At 68.4% G+C, this 20,117-nt stretch carries 19 protein-coding genes, 1 tRNA gene and 2 pseudogenes; 10 read left to right on the top strand and 12 right to left on the bottom strand.

What is annotated here, in order from left to right; all coding sequences use genetic code 11:
* Positions 1–387 precede the first annotated feature (387 nt).
* A pseudogene (locus A5781_RS26625) lies at positions 388–672 on the bottom strand (PE family protein); the annotation flags it as partial.
* A gap of 161 nt (positions 673–833) precedes the next feature.
* Here A5781_RS26625 and A5781_RS24405 point away from each other — a divergent pair.
* Positions 834–1,184, top strand: coding sequence for a hypothetical protein (locus tag A5781_RS24405; protein WP_067213276.1), 351 nt, complete (start codon positions 834–836; stop codon positions 1,182–1,184).
* Between the two features lie 52 nt (positions 1,185–1,236).
* Positions 1,237–2,813: pseudogene (locus tag A5781_RS24400) on the top strand (HNH endonuclease signature motif containing protein).
* Positions 2,814–2,838: 25 nt separating this feature from the next.
* Here A5781_RS24400 and A5781_RS24395 read toward each other — a convergent pair.
* Positions 2,839–4,068, bottom strand: coding sequence for a PPE family protein (locus A5781_RS24395; protein WP_067213272.1), 1,230 nt, complete (start codon positions 4,066–4,068; stop codon positions 2,839–2,841).
* Positions 4,069–4,079: 11 nt separating this feature from the next.
* A complete protein-coding gene (locus A5781_RS24390; RefSeq protein ID WP_067213268.1) occupies positions 4,080–4,379 on the bottom strand; it encodes a PE family protein in 300 nt (99 codons plus the stop codon).
* A gap of 387 nt (positions 4,380–4,766) precedes the next feature.
* Between A5781_RS24390 and A5781_RS24385 the strand changes: the two genes are divergently transcribed.
* Positions 4,767–5,513, top strand: coding sequence for an SIMPL domain-containing protein (locus A5781_RS24385; protein WP_067213265.1), 747 nt, complete (start codon positions 4,767–4,769; stop codon positions 5,511–5,513).
* Between the two features lie 59 nt (positions 5,514–5,572).
* On the opposite strand, the gene hpt is transcribed toward A5781_RS24385, so the two are convergent.
* Genes hpt through dacB form a run of 4 tightly spaced genes read right to left on the bottom strand, consistent with a single transcriptional unit; the run spans position 5,573 to position 9,604 of the window.
* The gene (gene hpt, locus A5781_RS24380; protein ID WP_067213262.1) at positions 5,573–6,184 is read right to left on the bottom strand and encodes a hypoxanthine phosphoribosyltransferase; all 612 of its coding nucleotides are present in this window, start codon (positions 6,182–6,184) and stop codon (positions 5,573–5,575) included.
* Between the two features lie 50 nt (positions 6,185–6,234).
* Positions 6,235–7,197: a tRNA lysidine(34) synthetase TilS gene (gene tilS, locus A5781_RS24375; RefSeq protein WP_067213259.1), complete on the bottom strand. Its 963-nt coding sequence runs from the start codon at positions 7,195–7,197 to the stop codon at positions 6,235–6,237.
* Positions 7,176–8,222 (bottom strand): zinc-dependent metalloprotease, encoded by a 1,047-nt coding sequence (locus A5781_RS24370; protein ID WP_067213256.1) that lies wholly within the window; start codon positions 8,220–8,222, stop codon positions 7,176–7,178. The genes tilS and A5781_RS24370 overlap by 22 nt, the downstream gene beginning before the upstream one ends.
* Complete coding sequence (gene dacB / locus A5781_RS24365) at positions 8,219–9,604, bottom strand: D-alanyl-D-alanine carboxypeptidase/D-alanyl-D-alanine-endopeptidase (protein WP_067213254.1); 1,386 nt, start codon at positions 9,602–9,604, stop codon at positions 8,219–8,221. The genes A5781_RS24370 and dacB overlap by 4 nt, the downstream gene beginning before the upstream one ends.
* A gap of 114 nt (positions 9,605–9,718) precedes the next feature.
* Between dacB and A5781_RS24360 the strand changes: the two genes are divergently transcribed.
* Complete coding sequence (locus A5781_RS24360; protein WP_067213251.1) at positions 9,719–10,207, top strand: inorganic diphosphatase; 489 nt, start codon at positions 9,719–9,721, stop codon at positions 10,205–10,207.
* Between the two features lie 67 nt (positions 10,208–10,274).
* The gene (locus A5781_RS24355) at positions 10,275–10,967 is read left to right on the top strand and encodes a hypothetical protein (RefSeq protein ID WP_067213248.1); all 693 of its coding nucleotides are present in this window, start codon (positions 10,275–10,277) and stop codon (positions 10,965–10,967) included.
* Here A5781_RS24355 and A5781_RS24350 read toward each other — a convergent pair.
* A complete protein-coding gene (locus tag A5781_RS24350) occupies positions 10,964–12,043 on the bottom strand; it encodes a DUF475 domain-containing protein (protein WP_067213290.1) in 1,080 nt (359 codons plus the stop codon). The genes A5781_RS24355 and A5781_RS24350 overlap by 4 nt on opposite strands.
* A gap of 92 nt (positions 12,044–12,135) precedes the next feature.
* Between A5781_RS24350 and A5781_RS24345 the strand changes: the two genes are divergently transcribed.
* Genes A5781_RS24345 through A5781_RS24335 form a run of 3 tightly spaced genes read left to right on the top strand, consistent with a single transcriptional unit; the run spans position 12,136 to position 14,484 of the window.
* Positions 12,136–13,413 (top strand): hypothetical protein, encoded by a 1,278-nt coding sequence (locus A5781_RS24345; RefSeq protein ID WP_067213287.1) that lies wholly within the window; start codon positions 12,136–12,138, stop codon positions 13,411–13,413.
* 14 nt (positions 13,414–13,427) lie between these two features.
* Positions 13,428–14,129, top strand: a complete 702-nt coding sequence (locus A5781_RS24340; protein ID WP_067213245.1) for a glycosyltransferase family 2 protein — start codon at positions 13,428–13,430, stop codon at positions 14,127–14,129.
* 13 nt (positions 14,130–14,142) lie between these two features.
* The gene (locus tag A5781_RS24335; RefSeq protein ID WP_066955604.1) at positions 14,143–14,484 is read left to right on the top strand and encodes a DUF2304 domain-containing protein; all 342 of its coding nucleotides are present in this window, start codon (positions 14,143–14,145) and stop codon (positions 14,482–14,484) included.
* Here the strand turns inward: A5781_RS24335 and A5781_RS24330 are convergent.
* The gene (locus A5781_RS24330; RefSeq protein ID WP_156625035.1) at positions 14,481–15,425 is read right to left on the bottom strand and encodes an NAD-dependent epimerase/dehydratase family protein; all 945 of its coding nucleotides are present in this window, start codon (positions 15,423–15,425) and stop codon (positions 14,481–14,483) included. The two genes, A5781_RS24335 and A5781_RS24330, sit on opposite strands and share 4 nt — an antisense overlap.
* On the opposite strand from A5781_RS24330, the gene A5781_RS24325 reads away from it, so the two are divergent.
* Positions 15,391–17,199 (top strand): hypothetical protein, encoded by a 1,809-nt coding sequence (locus A5781_RS24325; RefSeq protein WP_197504036.1) that lies wholly within the window; start codon positions 15,391–15,393, stop codon positions 17,197–17,199. The two genes, A5781_RS24330 and A5781_RS24325, sit on opposite strands and share 35 nt — an antisense overlap.
* On the opposite strand, the gene A5781_RS24320 is transcribed toward A5781_RS24325, so the two are convergent.
* Entirely contained in the window at positions 17,196–17,990 is a 795-nt protein-coding gene (locus tag A5781_RS24320; RefSeq protein ID WP_067213240.1) for a hypothetical protein, read from the bottom strand. The two genes, A5781_RS24325 and A5781_RS24320, sit on opposite strands and share 4 nt — an antisense overlap.
* A gap of 1 nt (position 17,991) precedes the next feature.
* A complete protein-coding gene (locus A5781_RS24315) occupies positions 17,992–19,212 on the bottom strand; it encodes an aromatic ring-hydroxylating dioxygenase subunit alpha (RefSeq protein WP_067743052.1) in 1,221 nt (406 codons plus the stop codon).
* A 73-nt stretch (positions 19,213–19,285) separates the two neighbouring features.
* Here A5781_RS24315 and A5781_RS24310 point away from each other — a divergent pair, with 73 nt between their 5' ends.
* Positions 19,286–19,891 carry a TetR/AcrR family transcriptional regulator gene (locus tag A5781_RS24310; protein WP_197504035.1) on the top strand — a complete coding sequence of 202 codons (606 nt, stop codon included), beginning with the start codon at positions 19,286–19,288 and terminating at the stop codon, positions 19,889–19,891.
* Here the strand turns inward: A5781_RS24310 and A5781_RS24305 are convergent.
* A tRNA-Thr gene (locus A5781_RS24305) sits at positions 19,882–19,954 on the bottom strand. The genes A5781_RS24310 and A5781_RS24305 overlap by 10 nt on opposite strands.
* Positions 19,955–20,117: the final 163 nt, after the last annotated feature.

Genomic DNA, 20,117 nt, shown 5'->3' with positions numbered 1-20,117 from the left:
AGATGTGTATAAGAGACAGGCCTGGTGGCGGCCGTAATTGCCACCGGCATAGCCGCCCTGCTGCGGCGTCATGTGACCGCCGTAATTACCACCGGCATAGCCGCCCTGCTGCGGCGTCATGTGACCGCCGTAATTACCGCCGGCATAGCCGCCCTGCTGCGGCGTCATGTGACCGCCGTAATTACCGCCGGCATAGCCGCCGTGCTGCGGACCGGACGCTGCCGGGACCGAGCTGATCGAAGTGCCGGGCACGGCCCGGCCGGGGGCGTTCGGGGTCACGCGGCGAGGCGCAGCGGGCGAAACGTGAGCGGGCATGGCCGGTGCCGGGCGAGCGGGCGCGACAGGAGCCATATGCGCGGGCGCCACCTGGCCGCCCGCCATCTGCGTGGCATTGGCGGATTCGGCGGCAGCATACGAATCGGCGCTGAGTCCCAGGGCGCTGACGAACTGCTCGTGGATCATGCTGGCCTCGGCGCTGATCGCCTGATACTGCTGGCCGTAACCGGCGAAGGTGGCCGCAGTCAGCGCCGAAACCTTGTCGGCCGCCGCCGGGACCACTCCCGTAATCGAAAACGCGGCCGACGAGTTGGCCGCCGTTACGGCAGAGCCGATGGCCTGCAGCTGACCGGCTGCGGCTAGCAGCAGGTCCGGCTGCGTGGTCAGGAACGACATGTGTCTTCTCCTAAATCTGGGGTGTCGCGTCGTGCTTCGGGAGACTATGTCATAACTTATGAATCTGTGTCTAGTCAGAAGCATAAATTTCTTTTTTTCGTTCCCTGACTCGCAGATCTGGATGCTTTGCCCGTCTTTCGGCACCGGGTTACTCTGTACGGATGCCACGCACGAATGCCGCAGGCTGGGGACTCAAGCGCCTGCTCGAGGCAACGCTGAACCGCGACATCACGGTCGAGCAGTTGCGCGACGCCTGCGGCGTCACCAAAGGACGCTGGTACGGGGGCGTCGGGCGCGCGAACGCGGACGACTTCCCCGACGCCGAGGAGGCCAGGCGCGCCGCGCACGCGTTCGGGCTCAGCGCCACCTGGCTACAGGTAGAACTGGGCCTGATCACTCCCGAAGATGTGCATGCGGCGTTGGGTGACGGGCAGTCGCTGGACCCGTTCCGCGCCACGACCCGGCAGCGAGTGTTGATGCCGAATCCCGCGGCGGAGGGCTCGAGCGACTGAGTCGCGGCCGGGTGACGCCTGGTTGTCGGTGCCCGCACATATAATCGAACACATGTTCGAGTTATCGGCCGGGCCCGCCGCCCTGGTGGAACTGATCGAGTCGTCACACCGGCAGGAATCCATGCTGGTGGCCCGCCGGCTTTCCGCGGTAGCGGCGTTGCTGCGGCACCGGGTGGCCACCGCCGAGCGGCCCGAGCGGCCCCACGAATACGCGGCGATCGACGGCTTCGAGCAGACCGCTGCCGAGGTCGCCGCCGCGATGAACCTCTCGCCGGTGGCGGCGAGCTATCTGGTGTCGTACGCGGAGGCGCTGGACACCAGGCTGCCCAGGGTTGCGGCCCTGCTCGCGGTGGGCCGGACGGACTGGCGGACCGTGCGCTTGATCATCAGCCGCAGTGATCTGGTGACCGACGAGGAGCTGATCACGAAGATCGACGGGTCGCTGGCCGAACGCATCGGTAACTGGCACGGCTGGTCGAAGCAGCGCATCATCAACGCCGTCGACGCCGCCGTGCGAGCCACCGACCCCGACGCCGCCCGTGAGCGCCGTCTTGCGGCCGAGAACGACCGCCACATCGCAATCAGCACCAAAGAGGATGGAATGGCCGACATCTACGGGTCGGTCGCCGCCACGGCCGCAACCGCCTTTGATCGGCGGCTCTCGCAGGTCGCCAAGCGGGTTTGCCCCTCCGACCCGCGGACACTGGATCAGCGCCGAGCGGACGCGCTGGCCGCGCTGGCCGAGGGCCGCGAGCTGGCCTGCACCTGCGGGCAACCGGAGTGCCCCTACCGGGTGGGTGACCATGTCGGGACGGGAGCGCAGGTGGTCATCAACGTGGTGGCCACCGACCGGACCGTCGATGCCGATGGCACTGAGCCCGGCTATCTGGAGGGTTACGGGGTCATCGACGCCGAGCAGGTGCGCCGACTGGCCGCTGCCGCATCCGTACTCGTGGCCGATCCGGTGACCAGCCCGGTCGAAGCGCTGCGCTACCAACCATCCGCCGCGCTGGAGCGGGCCGTCCGGTGCCGCGATCTCACCTGTCGATTCCCCGGGTGCAGCCGGCCGGCCGTCGTCTGCGACTCGACCACACCATTCCGTTCAACCACCGGAATCCGGCGGCGGGTGGGCAGACCGTCGCGGATAACCTCAAATGCCTTTGCCGACAACATCATCGACTCAAAACCTTCGGCGGGTGGCGCGATAAGCAACTGGCCGACGGCACCGTCGTCTGGCAGTCCCCCACCGGGCGGACCTATCGCACCTCGCCCGCCGGTGCCGACCTCTTCCCTCAAACCCGCGGCCCGGCCTGCGCGGCGCCGGCGCCCAGCAGAAGGAGCAGATCGCGGCAACGAAGCGCGCGGATCGCTCGGGCGCGCAACCACAACCGCGTGCAGCGGCCGATCAACGAATCCCGGCGAGCGTTGGAGGAGGCCCGCCAGCAGGAGATCTCGACGCGCAAGTTCCGAAATCACATGCGCGACATGCTCTTTGCGTTCAAAGGTACACCGAGCACCAGCCCCTTCTGCACTTGGGTGAACGACCCCAAAGAACCCGAAGAACTACCGCCGGACTGGACTCCCGACGAACCGGCCCTGGACCCCTTGCCGGACGATCCACCCTTCTGACGGCGCACTGCGCGTGAGCCTCGAGTCAGCCTCCAGCGGGGGGTTGAGCGATGACCGTGGGCTTGAAACCGTATCGCGGCGCGACGAAGTGGGCTGCTGCACTGCGCCCCGCCCCACCGACAGGCATCATCGGCACCCCACCAACCGCGTTCGTGGCAGGTTCAATAGCCGATGCAGCAGTGAGGCCGTTGAGCGCCACGGCGACCGGCGGTGTCGCCGGGGCCGCGCTTGTCCATACCGCCGGCACCGATAGCCCACCGATCGATGCCGCCTTACCGACGGCTCCGCCAATCGAGCCGAGCGAGCCGAGGCCGCCGCCCGAGATGGCCGCGGGCAGTGCCGCTTCGGCGGCTTTTGCGGCGCTGGCGGCCGCCTTTGGCATCGCCTGGGAAGCGAGACCTTCGATATCCTTGAAGGTGGTCACGAACAGCCGCGTCGGCGATATCAATCGAATGAACGCGTCGAAAGGCGTGCTGGCGTCCAAGGTTTGCGACCCGGTCAGACCCTCCAACAGGTCACCCAGCGGCCCCCCCACGACAATCCCGTCACCCTCGGTGTTCAGCCCGATTCCACCGAGGGAAAGCACGGGATTGGCGGGGGGATTGCTCGTCGACCCGGCCAGCGACGACAGCGTTTGAGGCACCGCGTTGAGCACTTGCGTGCTGTCATTTCCGCTGGTACCGGCCGCTTGCGCCACCGCCGCGGCCTGCCCGGCGACCCCGGCCGGGTTGGTAGTGGGTGCCGCCGGCTCAAAGGGTCGCAACGTCGACGCCGCGGCCGACGTACCGGCGTATCCGTACATCGCGGCGGCATCTTGTGCCCACATCTCGCCGTACTGCGCCTCGGTGGCCGCAATTACCGCGGTGTTCTGACCGAGGAAGTTCGTCGCCAGCAACTCCATCAACAGCGCCCGGTTCGCCGCGATCACCGGTGGGGGCACCGTTTCGGCGAACGCCGCCTCGTAGGCACCCGCTGCCGCCACGGCTTGAGCGGCGGCGTCTTCCGCCCGTCCGGCCGTGCCGCGTAGCCACGCCACTTGCGGCGCCGCCGCAGCCAGCATGGACGACGCGGCCGGCCCATGCCATGGTCCGTCGGTAAGGGCCGCAATCGCTGAGCCGTAGGAGACTGCCGCCGAATACAGCTCGGCGGCCAACCCGTCCCACGCCGACGCGGCGGCGAGCATCGGCCCCGAGCCGGGTCCCGAATAGATCAGCGTGGAGTTGATCTCCGGCGGTAACTGCGCGAAATCCAGCATTGCGCCCTCGCCTAACCGACCGCGGCGGCGTTGACCGTCTCCGTGGCGGCGTACGAACCGGCGCTGACGCCAAGCGTCGTCGCCAACTGATCACGAACCGCGGCCGCCTGCGCACTGATCGCCTGAAAAAGCTGCGCGTGCCAGGAGAACTGTGCCGCGGTCAATATCGATACCACGTCAGCAGCGGCGGGAACCACCTCGGTCGTCGGGACCGCCACAGCCAAATTTCCTTCCCGCACCGCCTCGTTGATGCTGTGCAGCTCGCCGGCGGCCGCATCCAGTATCTCCGGTTGCGCCATCAGGAAAGACACATTCTCCTCCTCAAAATCGGTTCAAATCAACAGCTTTCAGCGCCAAATACGGACACTGAGTCAGACGCCTGGACACGTTAGGGCAGTCGTGTCCAGAGATGACAGCTTCTGACGCGCCAATTCATTACCGGGTCGATAACTGTTCACTTAGCTGGGCGGAAATGCTGCAACATTTGAATCAGGCATGAAAGATGTTGCAATCAAATATGATTAGAGACATATATGTACTTATATGTGGTTGCTAGGGTAGCCGCGCGGCTTTGCCAATGAGTGCTTGGGATAGTAAATACGCAGGCACACAACATCATTCGTATCTACGTGATGCCGGATCGGGAGACGTCGGCCAACCCGTAGCATCGGCTGCCCCCCAGCGGCTAGGGTGCCAGCATGCCGGTCGCTATGAAAACCCCGAGGTTTGCCCGCAGATTGATCGCCCTGGCCGTCGCCGGCTTGGCGGCCGCCATGGTGTCGGCCTGCGATTCCCCGCCTTCCGCGCCCGCGCCCGGGGTCAATCCCCGTCAGGTCACGGTCTTCGGGTCGGGGCAAGTCCAGGGCGTCCCCGACACCCTGACCGCCGAGGTCGGCATCGAGTTCACGGCACCCGACGTGACCGCCGCGATGAACCAGACCAACGACCGTCAGCAAGCGGTCATCAACGCGCTGGTCGGCGCAGGCGTCGACCACAAGGACATCAGCACCACCGAGGTCACGCTGCAGCCGCAGTTCAGCAACCCCGGGCCCAACGGCACCGAGACCATCACGGGGTACCGCGCGACCAACGCCATCACAGTCAAGATCCACCCGCCCGACGCCGCGTCGCGGATGCTGGCCCTGATCGTCGGCACCGGCGGCGACGCCACCCGGATCAAGTCGGTCAGCTACTCCATCGCCGACGACTCGCAGCTGGTCAAGGATGCCCGCGCGCGGGCGTTCAACGACGCGAAGAATCGCGCCGAGCAGTACGCCCAGCTGTCCGGGCTCCGGCTGGGCAGGGTGCTGTCCATTTCGGAAGCGACGGAACCCACGCCCGGGGGACCACCCGCGCCACCGAAGGCCATGCCCAGCATGGTCCCGCTGGAACCCGGGCAGCAGACGGTGAGCTTCTCGGTGACCGCGGTGTGGGAGTTGGACTAGCCCGATGGCGGCGACCCGCCGCACCCGGCTTCGCCGCGCTTGCGATCGCCGCCTAGCGACTACTGCTGGTACACCCTGGGGTCCAGGGTGCCGATGTACGACAGGTCGCGGTAGCGCTCGTCGTAGTCCAGGCCGTAGCCCACGACGAAGTCGTTCGGGATGTCGAAGCCCACGTAGGCGATGTCGACGTTGGCGCCCTTGGCATCGGGCTTGCGCAGCAGCGTGCAGACGCGCAGGGAACGCGGATGGCGGCTGGTCAGATTGCGCAGCAGCCACGACAGGGTCAGACCCGAGTCGACGACGTCCTCGACGATCAGCACGTCGCGGCCCTGGATATCGCGGTCCAAGTCCTTGAGGATTCGCACCACACCCGACGACGACGTCGAGGTCCCGTAGGAGCTGACGGCCATGAACTCGAACTGGGTCGGCACCGGAATCGCCCGGGCCAGATCGGTGACGAAGATCACGGCGCCTTTGAGCACGGTGATCAGCAGCAGATCCTGGCCGGTCTCGGTCATGGCTTCGCGGTATTGCCCGCCGATCTCCTCGCCGAGTTCGGCGATCCGCGCCTGGATCTGCTCGGCAGTAAGCAGCACTGACTTGATGTCCCCCGGGTACAGCTCCACGGGCTGGGCGGGGGTGATCGCCGAGGAGATCTGGGCCACGCCCACAGAGTGCCACGCCAACGGCCGAATAACCAACGGCGACCCCGGTATTGCGCCTATCGAACCGGTTCGCGCCACAGGGTGAGTACGCCGTCGCGCCGCCCCGCGATCAGCCGCTCGTCGCGCAGTGCGGACCCGACCGCCACCCCGCCCTGCCCGCGCCAGGCGGTGACAAGGGCGTCAACGGCGCGGATCTGCTTGTCGGTCAGACCCGTTGCGCCGCCCGCCAAGAGCCAGCCGCGGATCACCCGGCGCCGAACCGGGACGGGCAGCGCGGCGAGGGCCTGCGTCTGCAATCCCGCGCCCGCCTTCGCCTCGGGCAGCGCCTGGGCCGCGAGCGAGTCGATGAGCTCGGTGTCCTCCCGCAACGCCGTCGCCGTGCGGGCCAGCGCCTCGGCCACCCCGCCACCCAGCACATCCTCGAGCAGCGGCAGCACCTCCAGGCGCAGCCGGGTCCGGGTGAAGCGGTGGTCGGTGTTGTGCGGGTCCTGCCACGCGGTCAGCCCCAGCTCGCGGCACGCGGAGTGGGTCACGGCGCGCCGCACACCCAGCAGCGGCCGGCCCCAGGGCGCGTCGTACGGGCGCATCCCGGCGATCGACCGCACGCCCGACCCGCGGCCCAGGCCCAGCAGCACCGTCTCTGCCTGATCGTCGAGCGTGTGGCCCAACAGCACCGGTCCGCCGTGGTACGCGCTCAACGCCGCATATCGGGCGGCACGGGCGGCGGCCTCGGGACCGCCTTCGTTTCCGACGTGTACGCGAACGACTTGTGCCGCAACGCATCCCAAGGTGACGGCTTGCGCCCGGGCGGTTTCGGCGATCGCGGCGGAGTCGGGTTGCAGGCCGTGATCGACGATCACGGCGGTGGTGGGCAGCAGCTGGGCCGCCACCGCCGTGAGCGCGAGGGAATCCGGGCCGCCGGACAGCGCCACGCACCATTGTTCGGCCGTGGCGACATGGGTCTGGCTGAACGCCTCGACGGCAGCGCGCAGCTGCCCTACAGCACCCTGTCGATCCATCGCTGGGGTTCCTCGATTTCGGCGGGTAGGGGCAGCGTCTCGGGACCCGTCCAGATGGCGTTGAACCGCTCCATGCCGACCTTCCCCACCACGTGGTCGACGAACGCCTTGCCCCGCGTGTACTGGTTGAGCTTCTCGTCGAGCCCCAGCAGCGCGCGCAGCAGGCGCTGCAGCGGCGGTTGCTTGCGGTTGCGGCGCTCGTCGAATCGACGGCGGATGGTGGTCACCGACGGCACCACCATCGGCCCGACGGCGTCCATCACGTGGTCGGCGTGGCCCTCCAGCAGCGTGCCGAGCACGAGCAGCTGATCGAGGGCCTGACGCTGCGGCTCGGATTGCACCGCACGCACCAGACCCACGATTCCCGACGAGCTGCCATTTGCCGCCCCGTTGCCACGGGTGCGGACGTACTCCGCAAGCCGGCTCGCCACCTGAGCGATGTCGTCACCGGCGTCCCGCGTCAAGAGCGCCAGGGCCCGAGACATGTGCTCGGACAGCCACGGGTTGGCGGTGAACTGCACCCGGTGGGTCACCTCGTGCAGGCAGACCCACAACCGGAAGTCGGAGGGATCGACCCGTAGCTGCCGCTCGACGGCGATGACGTTGGGATACACCAGCAGCAGGCAGCCCTCTTTCGCGGCGGCGAACGGGTCGTACTGACCGAGGATTCCGGACGAAACGAACGCCAGCACGGCGCCCGTCTGCGCGCCGGTGACGCGGCCCGTCAGAAAGCCACGCGGCTTCTCGGCCCCGTTCATCATCACCCGCATCGACTCGGCCGCCGCGCCTATCCATTCGGGGCGGTCGACGATGCGGGCGGCGGGCACGACACCGTTGGTGACCAGGCCCGTGACCTCACGCACCGGCGGTTCGGCCTTGGCGGCCGAACTGGTGAGCTCGTCGATCACCTGACGCCGGGTGTATTCACTGGATGGCGGACCGGGCCGGGCCAGCCGCTGACCGACGGTGGCGGCGAAGCGCCAGTCGACGGCGGTACCGAGGGGCAGCTCAGAGGGCGCGCTCATGAGCAACCACACGACCAGAGCCGGCTCGCCAGGGCGTCCATCGCGTTGCGGCCGTTCGGGCCGGCGGCGTTGGAGATGAAGGCGAAGGTGAGCACCCGCCCGCTGCGGTCGGTGAGCACCCCGGCCAGGGCGTTGATGGCGGTCAGCGAGCCGGTCTTGGCGCGTAACCAGCCCGCCGGCCCCTGATTGGAGGCCGCGTCGGTGAAGCGGTCGGCCAGCGTCCCGCTACCGGCGGCGATCGGGAGCAGATCCAGCAGCGCCCGCAGGGTCGGCTGGTCGGGTCCGGCGGCGGCCTGCAGCACACCGTCGAGCGTTTTGGCGGTGAGCCGGTCGTCGACGGAAAGTCCGCTGGAATCCATCAGGGTTACGCCCCCGGTGTCGACGTGGGCGGTGCTCAACCGGTTCGTCACCGCGTCGGCCGCCCCGGCGAAGCTGCGCGGGCGGTTGATCGCGGCCGCCACCTCGCGGGCGATGCACTCGGCCATCACGTTGTCGGAGTGGTCCATCATCTCGGACAGCCGCTGAACCAGCGGCGCCGACTGCACGACGGCAAGCTGCCGCGCCCCCGACGGCGCCGTCGCGATCGTCACGGCGCCGGGATCGAGGCCCAGCGCCTTGGCCAGCTCTCGCCCGGCGTCGAGCGCCGGGGTTCGCGACCGCCGGGAGTTGACGGTGCTCGGCTGGATGCGCCCGGCGTCGATCATCACCGACTCGATCGGCGCGATGTCGCCGTTGTCGACGTCGGCGCCATCCCAGCCCTGCGCCATCGTCGGCCCGGTGAACGCCGAGGTGTCCACCTGCACCGCCGTCGGCGTCACGCCGCTGCGGCGGATCTGCTCGACGAGGTCGCTGAGCCGGGCGGATCCGCGGTACCAGGTGTCCACGCCGGGCGGCGCCGCCGACAGCACCGGGTCCCCGGCACCGACCAGCACGACGGGACCCTGGGCGTTTTGGCTGCCGGCCACCACCCGCGTGCTGATCCGCGCCTGGTGGTCCAGGGTCAGCAGGGCCGCGGCCGCGGTCAGCACCTTGTTGGTCGACGCCGGCACCAGCGGCATGTCGTCGGCCACCTGCCAGAGCTCTTTCCCGGTCAGGGCGTCGGTGACCCGGGCGCCCAACCTGCCCAGGTTCGGATCGGCCGCCACGGGCGCCAGCGCGGCGGCCACCCCGGCCGGGCTCGGTGTCTCGGCGGTGTCACTGACCGGGATCATCCCCGGCTTGACCGTCGGCGCGTGCGGGGGCGGTATCGGCGCGTGCGAGCTGTTGCCGCCGTGCCCCGCCGAGGTGAAAAACGTTGCCGCCGCCACTACGGCGGCGACAAACGCCAGCACGGCCAACCCGACGAACACGTGGGTGGACTTTTGCCAGCGAGTGGGACCCATCGCTCTCCTGACTGTCTCCGACCCATTCTGCCGAATCCGCCGCAAATGCCTCGACTAGGGTGATCCCCGACGCAAACGGACCACCGCGGTACGCCCAGATCTAAGGAGCACACAGTGCAATTCGACGTGACGATCGAGATCCCGAAGGGCCAGCGCAACAAGTACGAGGTCGACCACGAGACCGGCCGGGTGCGTCTGGACCGCTACCTCTACACCTCGCTGGCCTACCCCACCGACTACGGCTTCATCGAGGACACGCTGGGTGAGGACGGGGACCCACTGGACGCCATGGTGCTGCTCCCGCAGTCGGTGTTCCCCGGCGTGATCGTCGAGGCGCGCCCCGTGGGCATGTTCCGGATGGTCGACGAGGCCGGGGGCGACGACAAGGTGCTGTGCGTGCCGGCCGGCGACCATCGCTGGGACCACATCCAGGACATCGGCGACGTGCCCGAATTCGAGCTGGACGTGATCAAGCACTTCTTCGAGCAGTACAAGGCGCTGGAGCCGGGCAAGTTCGTCAAGACCGCCGACTGGGTCGGCCGCGCAGACGCCGAAGCCGAGGTCCAGCGTTCGGTCGAGCGGTTCAAGTCGAGCGGGCACTGACGACTGCTTACCTGCGGTAACGCTCGTGGCGTAACCGCACGCCGATTTCCGGTGGCATCCTGGCGATGTGACCCCGGTGTTGCATTTCGCCACCAATTTCTGGTGGCTGGTTTTTCCGCTGGGCGGTGCGATCGGCGGCGGCCTTCGGGCCATAGCCGCCGCGAACGAGCGCCGGGCCGAGCGCCGGCTGGAACGATATCGGCTGAAGCAGCAGGCCAAGATCGCGGTGGCCGAGGCGTCGGGCCGGGCGCGGACCAACGAGGAAAGTGATCGGCGAGAGATCGCCAAACTCGTTGCGGCGCATGACCGTACCGACATCCGGTGGTTCGACTATGAAGTCGATATCGCCCGATTGCTGGATTTCCCGATGATGACCGATATGCGGGCCCCGCTGACCATCGCGTTCCATCGGGCGAAGCGGCACGCGGATTTGCTGCGGCCCGAACCGCCCGAGAGCCTGGTCGGCAACCGGGACGCGTTGGTGGAATACCGCGACGCCGTCCACGAGTACATCAGTGCGTTCGAGATCGCCGAGGCCGAGGCGATTCGCCGGCGTCGCAGCGACTTCTCGGCGGACGAGCAGCAACGGATGGCGCGGGCCCAGAGCTTGCTGCACCTGGCGCAGGACGAGGCGGCCACCCGCGACGAACGACAGAACGCCTACGCGCGGGCGAGCAAGGAACTTGACGGCCTGATCGTGCTGCCGGCCCCCGCGAGGGCCGGCATCGAACGACGCATCGCGGGCCAGATCGAGGCCTAAGCCGGCGACGCGGCCTTGGCGTTGCGGCGATTGCGCAGCACGCTCCAGCTCAGCGCCGCGCCGATGAACACCACCCCCACCGACGCGGTGATCGCCTCGGGAACCTCGTATCGCGGGTTGACGGAGAGCAGCATGATCACGGCCAGCACCCCGATCGCCCAATGTGCGCCGTGCTCCAGGTACACGTACCGGTCCAGCGCATCCTGCTTCACCAGGAAGATGGTGATGGACCGGACGAACATCGACCCCACCAGCCCGAGACCCAGTGCGATGACGATCGGGTCCGACGTGATCGCGAAGGCGCCGGTGACCCCGTCGAACGAGAAGGCGGCATCGAGGACCTCGAGATACAAGAACAACGTGAAGCCGGCCTTGCCGACCGCCGTGCCGGCCGACACCGCCTCGAGGTCCTGCGGGCGAAACGCCCGGCTGAGACCGTTGACGACCAGATAGGTCACCAGGCCCAGCAGTCCCGCGGTGAGCACCGTCTGGCCTTCGTCGGTGGAGTGCGTCAAACGCGTCCCGACGAGCACCAGCGCCACGACGGCCACCGCCACCGATACCTGGCCAAGCCGCCCGATGCGGGCGAACGGAGCCTCAATCCACTTGAGCCATTTGATGTCTCGGTCGTAGACGATGAAGTCCAAAAACAGCATCAACAAGAACGTCCCGCCGAACGCCGCGATCTGTGGGTGCGCGGCGGCGATCAGCTTTTCGTAGCTCGGCGAGCCGTCGGGGAATTCCAGCGCGCCGTGCGGCGGGGGGTTCAGCGCCAACTCCATCGCCCGGACCGGATCGAGGCCCGCGGTCGCCCAAACGATCAGCAACGGGAAGATCAGCCGCATCCCGAACACGGCGATGAGAATCCCGACGGTCAGGAACATCTGCCGCCAGAACGGGCTCATCTGCTTCAGGATCGCGGCGTTGATGATGGCGTTGTCGAACGACAGCGACACCTCGAGGGTGGCCAGCACCAGCAGTAAAAAGAGGTCCTTCAGGCCGCCGTGGGCATACCCGACCGCGAGGGCCGCCACGCTGACCAACAGCGAGATCCCGAAGATGCGCAAGGCGGCCAAGGTGTCCTTTCCGACAGCCGCCCACGATAGCGAACCCCGGTCGCCGCCGCCGACCAGCATCCACGGCCACTTACTATTTTCGAATTGTGGCCATGCCCGAAGTCGGCGGTACCCAAGCCTCCACTGGCGCCGGTCCGATCACGCGCGGCAGCGTGGCCCGGGTCGGCGCCGCGACGGCGCTGACCGCCCTGTGCGGTTACGCCGTGATTTACCTGGCCGCCCGAAACCTGGCGCCGGGCGGCTTTTCGGTATTCGGGGTGTTCTGGGGGGCATTCGGCCTGGTCACCGGCGCCGCGAACGGTTTGCTTCAAGAGACCACCCGGGAGGTCCGCTCGAGCCGCCACCTCCCGGCGGCCTTACCGGGCGGGGACGAGCCGCGGACCCATCCGCTGCGGGCCGCCGCGCTGGTCGGCCTGGGCGCGGCCGTGGTGATCGCCGGTAGCTCGCCGCTGTGGAGCGGGCGGGTGTTCGTCGAGCAGCGCTGGCTGTCGGTGGCGCTGCTCAGCGTCGGGCTGGCCGGGTTCTGCGTGCACGCCACCCTGCTTGGCATGCTGGCCGGCACCGATCGGTGGACCGAGTACGGGGCGCTGATGGTGACCGACGCGGTCATCCGGGTGACCGTCGCCGCGGCCACAGTCGTGCTCGGCTGGCGCCTGGTCGGCTTCCTGTGGGCCACCGTCGCGGGCGCGGTCGCCTGGCTGATCATGCTGGTGGCTTCGCCGTCGGCGCGGGCGGCCGCCCGAATGCTGACGCCCGGTGGCGCCCAGACCTTCCTGCGCGGGACCGCCCATTCGATCACCGCCGCGGGCGCGAGCGCGATCCTGGTCATGGGTTTTCCGGTGTTGCTCAAGCTGACCAGTAACGAGCTCGGGGCCGAAGGCGGCGTGATCATCCTCGCCGTGACGTTGACGCGAGCGCCACTGCTGGTGCCGCTGACGGCCATGCAGGGCAATCTGATCGCGCATTTCGTCGACGCACGCAGCAATCGGGTTCGTGCCCTCCTCGCGCCGGCGGGGATCATCGGCGGCATCGGTGCGGTCGGCGTGGTGGCCGCCGGGGTCGTGGGCCCGTGGCTGCTGCGGGTCGGCTTCGGGCCGCAGTACCAGGCCAGCGGCGCGCTGCTGGCTTGGCTGACCGCGGCCGCGGTGGCGATCGCCATGCTGACGCTCACCGGCGCCGGCGCGGTAGCGGCGGCGCTGCACCGGGCGTACTCGCTGGGCTGGGTCGGCGCGACGGTGGCGTCGGGGTTGCTGCTACTGCTGCCGCTGCCGCTGCAGACGCGGACCGTCGTCGGCCTGTTGTGCGGTCCGTTGGTGGGAATCGGTGTTCATCTGGTGGCGCTCTCGCGCGCCGAGCGCTTGACCGGCTGATCCTGGCTAACCTTGTGGGCATCGACTCCAAATACTCGGGCGCCTGGATCGTCATCCCCGCCTTCAACGAAGCCACCGTCATCGGCGAGGTGGTCGCCGATGTGCGCGCGATCTTCGACAATGTCGTCTGCGTGGACGACGGCAGCACCGACGGCACCGGCGAGGTCGCCAGGCGGGCCGGTGCTCATCTGGTGCGGCACCCGATCAACCTGGGCCAGGGCGCGGCCATCCAGACCGGCGTCGAATACGCGCGCAAACAGCCTGGTGCGCAGGTGTTCGCCACGTTCGACGGCGACGGGCAGCACCGGGTCAAGGACCTGGCCGCGATGGTGGACCGGCTCTGCGTGGAGGACGTCGACGTGGTCATCGGGACGCGGTTCGGCGCGCCCGGTGGCACCCGGCCGCCGTTCGTGAAGCGGCTGGTGCTGCAGACCGCCGCGCGCCTGAGCCGTCGTGGTCGCCGACTTGGCTTGACCGACACCAACAATGGGCTGCGGGTCTTCAACAAGAAGGTCGCCGACGGGCTGGACATCACCATGAGCGGCATGAGCCACGCCAACGAGTTCATCATGCTGATCGCCGAAAACCATTGGCGCGTGGTCGAACAACCGGTCGAGGTGCTCTACACCGATTACTCCAAGTCGAAGGGGCAGCCGCTTCTCAACGGCGTCAACATCATCTTCGACGGGTTCCTGCGAGGAAGGATTCCGAGATGAAACGGACTCAAAGATGAACTGGATCCAGGTGCTGCTGATCGGATCGATCATCGCGCTGCTGGTCTATCTGCTGCGGTCGCGCCGGAATGCGCGGTCCCGGGCCTGGGTCAAGGTCGGCTACATCGTCTTCGTGCTGGCCGGTGTCTACGCCGTGCTGCGGCCCGACGACACCACGGTCGTGGCGCAGTGGTTCGGGGTGCGCCGCGGCACCGACCTGATGCTCTACGCGCTCGTCATGGCCTTCTGCTTCACCACGCTCAGCACGTACATGCGGTTCAAGGACCTGGAACTGCGCTATGCCCGGCTCGCCCGCGCCTTGGCGCTCGAGGGCGCCCAGGCGCCCGAACACAGCTAGACCGTCTGGCCGCTGCGGAAGTACTCGACCGTGCGGCGCACGCCGTCGTCGAGCCGGACCTGCGGACGCCACCCCAAAACCCGTTCGGCCAAACCGATGTCGAGGCACGACCGCCTCAGGTCGCCCAGGCGGTCCGGATGAAACTCCGGGTCGTCGGGCCCCCCGACCGCCGCGGCCACGGCCGAATGCAATTGCCGGTCGGAGGTTTCCAGTCCGGTGCCGATGTTGAACCGCTGCCCGCCGCCCGCCTCCCCGGCGGCCTTGACGAACGCGTCCACCACGTCGTCGACGAACACGTAGTCGCGGGTCTTGCTGCCGTCGCCGAACACCTTGGTGGGCTTACCCGAGAGCAGCGCCTGGGCGAAGATCGCCACGACACCGGCTTCGCCGTGCGGGTCCTGCCGCGGTCCGTAGACGTTGGCCGGGGCGATGTGCGAGCAGTCCATGCCGTAGAGGTGCCGGAACGTGTTCAGGTAGATCTCGCCGGCCACCTTTCCGGCCGCATACGGCGAGGCCGGGTCGGTCGGCACGGTCTCGGGGGTCGGGTACACCGGCGGGGTGCCGTAGATGGATCCGCCCGACGAGGTGTGCACGATCTTGCGCACGCCCGTCCGCCGCGCCGCCTCGGCGAGGCGCACCGTGCCGATCACGTTGACCGAGGCGTCGAATTGCGGGTCGGCCACCGAGTGCCGCACGTCGATCTGGGCCGCCAGGTGGAACACCACCTCGGGCCGGTGCTCGTCGAGGATGGCCTGCAGATCGGCGGTGACGATGTCCGCCTCCACGAAGACGTGCGCGGGGTTGTCGGCCAGGTGCTCGAGGTTGGTCGCGCGGCCGGTGGCGAAGTTGTCCAGCCCCACCACGGTGTGGCCGTCGGCCAGCAGACGGTCGACTAGCGTCGACCCGATGAATCCGGCTGCCCCGGTAACCAGTGCGCGCACCGGCCCACCATACATACTGGCTCTGGCCGTCGCGCTAATCGTCGCTGCGCTGGGCGTTCGCGCGGTGCTGGCGTTCGGGGGCTACTTCTACTGGGACGACCTGATCCTCATCGGGAAGGCCGGCACCCACAACCTGCTGTCGCCGGCGTACCTGTTCGATGACCACGACGGCCACGTCATGCCGGGTGCTTTCCTGCTCGGCGGCGCCATCGTCCGGCTGGCTCCGCTGAACTGGACCGGGCCGGCGATCAGCCTGATGGTGCTGCAGCTGCTGGCCTCGCTGGCGCTGCTGCGCGCCCTGTACGTCATCCTCGGCCGGCGGCCGGTGCTGCTGGTCCCGCTGACCTTCGCGCTGTTCACCCCGCTGGCGGTGCCGGGGTTCGCGTGGTGGGCGGCGGCGCTGAACTCACTGCCGATGCTGGCGGCGCTGGCATGGGTGTGCGCCGACGCCATCCTGCTGGTGCGGACGGGCAACCAGCGCTACGCGATAACCGGGACGCTGGCCTACTTCGGTGGGCTGCTGTTCTTCGAGAAGGCGGCGGTCATCCCGTTCGTCGCATTCGCGGTGGTAGCGCTGCTGCGCCACGTCGACGGGGATCGGGCGGCGCTGCTCACGGTGTGGCGCGCCGGGCTCCGGCTATGGGTCGCGACGCTGGCGCTCACCGCGGGCTGGATCGCGCTCTACCTGGCCGTGGTCAACCAGGGGCGGTGGAGCTCGGACCTGGCGATGACGGCGGACCTGCTGGCGCGATCGATCACGCACGGCATCGTCCCCGGGCTGGCCGGCGGCCCATGGCACTGGGACAGGTGGGCGCCGGCGTCGCCGTGGGCCACACCGCCGCCACTCGTGATGGCGCTCGGCTGGCTGGTGCTGGGCGGCACGGTGGCGGTCTCACTTGTACGCAAGCAGCGCATTGGACCGGCGTGGCTGACCGCGGCCGGCTACGCCGTCGCCTGCCAGGTGCCGATCTATCTGATGCGCTCGTCGAAGCTGACCGCGCTGGAACTCGCCCAAACCCTGCGCTATTTCCCGGATCTCGTCTTCGTGTTGGCGCTGCTGGCCGCCGTCGCGTTCTGCGCGCCGAACCGGCCCGCCGCGCCGCGCTGGCTGGACGCCTCGCCCAGACGCACGGCGGTGACGCTGGGTGTGACGGCGTTGTTCGTGGCCAGCAGCCTGTATTCGACAGCGACCTTTTTGACCAGCTGGCGGGACAACCCGGCCCAGCGCTATTTACAGAACGCCCGGGCCGATCTGGCCGCGGCGCACGCGGCCTCCACGGCGCCGCTGCTGGACCAGGAGGTCGATCCGCTGGTGCTGCAACGGGTGGCGGCGCCGGAGAACCTGGCCAGCCACCTGTTCGCCCTGTTGCACGACCGGCCCGAATTCGCCTCCGCCACAACCCAGTTGCGAATGCTGGACAGCTCGGGCCGACTGGTCAAGGCGCGGGTGACCTGGGTGCGGACCATCGTGCCCGGCCCCATGCCGCAGTGCGGCTACTTCGCGCAGCCGGACAAGCCGGCGCGCCTGGTCCTGGACGGCCCGCTGCTGCCCGCCGACTGGAGCATCGAGCTCAATTACCTGGCCAACAGCGAGGGAACGATGACGCTGGCGCTGACGCAGGGACCCGACGTCAAGGTCCCCGTGCATCCGGGGCTCAACCGCGTCTTCGCCCGGCTGCCCGGCGCCGGCGACGCGATCACCGTGCGCGCCAACACCACCGCGCTGGCGTTATGCCTCGCGTCGGGTCCGGTCGGGTTCCTGGCGCCGGCCTAGGGTGCGTTCCGGTTCAGCTCGGCCTGGGTCTGTGCGCGCCCGGTAACCGCTTTGACGGATGCGACGGCGCCGTCGGCGACTTTGGCGATCCCGGAGACGTGCAGCGAGGCCGGTTCTCCGACGAGCTGTCCTGCGCCCAGTCCGCCTAGGTAGGGGCCCTGGATCGTGACGTGGAACGGAACATCGCCGCCTGCGGAGAACAGATCGTTGACCACGACCTGGTGAGGATCGAGCACCGGTTGGTAGGCGGCACCCGTGCGCTCGTCATCGATCTCGTGACGGGGGGCGTCGGCGAGGTCTCCCATTTCCAGCCACGCGCGCACGGTCGCTTCGGCCTCGGGGTCGGCCGGCACCGCCTCGGTCGACGTCCACGGATCGATGTGCGGCGGGATCAGCGGGTGCGGTTGGCCGCTGGCGATCTGCGCCCGCATCGCGAAATAGTCCTGTTCGACGTAGTTCTCCGTTAGCCGGCTGCCGTTCCACTTGTAGAGGCCGACGCCGCGCCAACACGTGAGTGCCCGCGACTGGCCCGCCGGCATGGCGGCGTGCTCGCTGAAGTGCATACACAGGCGATCGCCGTTGAGCACGAACTCGTGCACGACGAGGCCCAGACCCGGTGCGGCGCCGAAGATTTGGTGAACAGCGTCGGCATAGGTGGTCGAACGGACGAGAGCCATGCCGTTGATGTGTACGACGTAGTCGGGCTCCATGATCTCGGGGCAGACCGATTGATCGTGCGAGTTCGTGTAATCGATGCAGTACCTGCGCATCAGCGCGACGAAGGGATGCATGTCAATCCTGAGTGAACGGGCCGAGAAGCGGTGGCACACACAGGGATTCGGGGACGTGCTCGACGCCGATGGCCCGGTCGATGGCCTCGTGCAGGTAGTAGATTCGTCGCTCGTGGTAGCCGAGCCGCAGCGACTCGATGGCCCCCGCGTCGAGCGAGCGCTGCGCGCCGGGCAGGACGTCGAGGTCTTCGAACAGCACCTGGGACAGCACCGTGATGACGGCGTCGTGGGTCTCCCGGTTGGCGTCGGCGTCAAGCGACGAACACCAGTGCACGCAATACGTCGATGTGGACGGGCCCGTCGGCCAGTTGGTGATCAGAAAGACGAACCCCGTCCCGTTGAACACGATGCTCAGGTTCGGGAAGACGTGGTAGGAGAACGTGCCCCGGAACGGCAGATCACCGAGGCCGGGAAATAGGCACGGGAACGGTGACAGTGACTCGCCGTCGATGCCGTCGCGATAGGAGACGAGCATCCGGGAATGGCCGTTGCGCAACAGCTGTATGCCGGTCGCCGCCTGTTGCAGTGCCCGGGCGGCGGACGTGCGGTGCACGTAATTGACGTGGTAGGTCTCGAGATTGGCGTCGACCGGCAGCTTCCAGTTGACCGGGACGTCGCGCACCGTGCGATTCACCAGGTGCAGGCGCCCGTCGAGGTCGGCGAAGTCGCTCAGGTCCTCACCGACGGGGCCGAGAAACTCGGGTAACGCCTGCGCGCCGGAGTCGAGGTTGACGAATACCAGCGGACCCCACGACTCGCAGCGGACCTCCGCCAGGCCATGGCACTCGCGGTCCAGGGCGGCGAAGTTGGACGGCTCGGGGTAGCCGACAAGTTTCCCGTCGAGCGAGTACGTCCAGGCGTGGAACGGACACGTGAGCCGGCGGCCGACGTTCCCCTGCGGCTCTTCGAGCAGCGCGGCCCCGCGATGCCGGCAGGTGTTGTAGAAGGCGCGAACGAGGTTGTCCTTGCCGCGGATCAGCATGACCGGCTTGTCGAGTTGTTCGAGCAGGAGGTAGTCCCCGGGGTCGCGCAGCTGATCGGCGTGCGCGACGAACAACCACGAGCGCGAAAAGACCGCGGCAGCTTCAAGTTTGGCGAACTCGGCTTCGAAATAGCGTCCTGCGGGCACGGGCGGGAGCACCGGGAAGTCCGGCGGGTATGCCCGTCGCTCCGCCTCGGCTTTCGCGTGCCGCTTGATCCCGTCCATCAGCTGGGAGCTCATCGCCACTACTCGAGTATATGAATGATGCCTCATTTATCAAGACATGCTGTCTTGTTCCGGCAAGAATGGCCGCATGCCGAACAAGCAGAAGGCGCCGCCGCGTCGCCCGCGGGGCCGCCCGCCCAACTCGGACGGACAGCTCACCGCCCGGCGACTCCTCGATGCCGCGGCGGCGGTCTGCGTCGAGAGGGGGTTCGAAGGCAGCACGCTGCCGCGGATCGCGGAGCGGGCGGGCGTGTCGCCGACAGCCGTCTACAACCACTTTCACAGCCGCGAGGAGTTGCTGTACGCGGCCGCGGTGCGCGCCCTCGACCAGATCACCGCCGCCGCGCTGCGGGCCGGTCGCGGCGCAGGGACCCTGCAGGCCATCGCGATGGCTTACCTGCGGCCGGAGATGACACAGAACCGGCGGCTGATCGCCGAGCTGCACCTCGCCAGCCGGCGCGACGAGCGGTTGGCGTCCTTGATCGCGCAGTGGCACCGGGACTACGCCGACCGGTTCGTCGGAACGCTCACGGCGACCGATCCGAACCCGAACGCCACGACGAAGGTCGTGTTCCTGCTACTGCTCGGGCTTTGTCACTTCGATGACGTGTCGGCGATCAGGGCGCCGCGCGATGCGGTGCGCGAGCGGGTCGAGCGCATGATCGAGGCGCTGCTACCGGAACGAGCCACCTAGGAGAATCGAACTCCTGACCTGCTCATTACGAGTGAGCCGCTCTACCGACTGAGCTAAGGTGGCGTGCCCTGACGGGCGGCACGAGTCTACGGCAGGCGGCCGCGCCCACCCAAGTTCGTATTGCCCGGCTTCTCCTCACAGGGCTACGCCGTCTGGATCGTCGCTGGGCGGTTCAGTCGCGCAGTTCCTGGCCGAAGGTGGCCACCATGGCGTCGACGGCGAACTT

This window comes from Mycobacterium sp. 852002-30065_SCH5024008 (genome assembly GCF_001665645.1).
GTDB classification, from domain to species: domain Bacteria; phylum Actinomycetota; class Actinomycetes; order Mycobacteriales; family Mycobacteriaceae; genus Mycobacterium; species Mycobacterium paraffinicum.
Note: the sequence above shows the minus strand (reverse complement) of the source record. Positions and strands in the feature narration are given on the sequence as shown.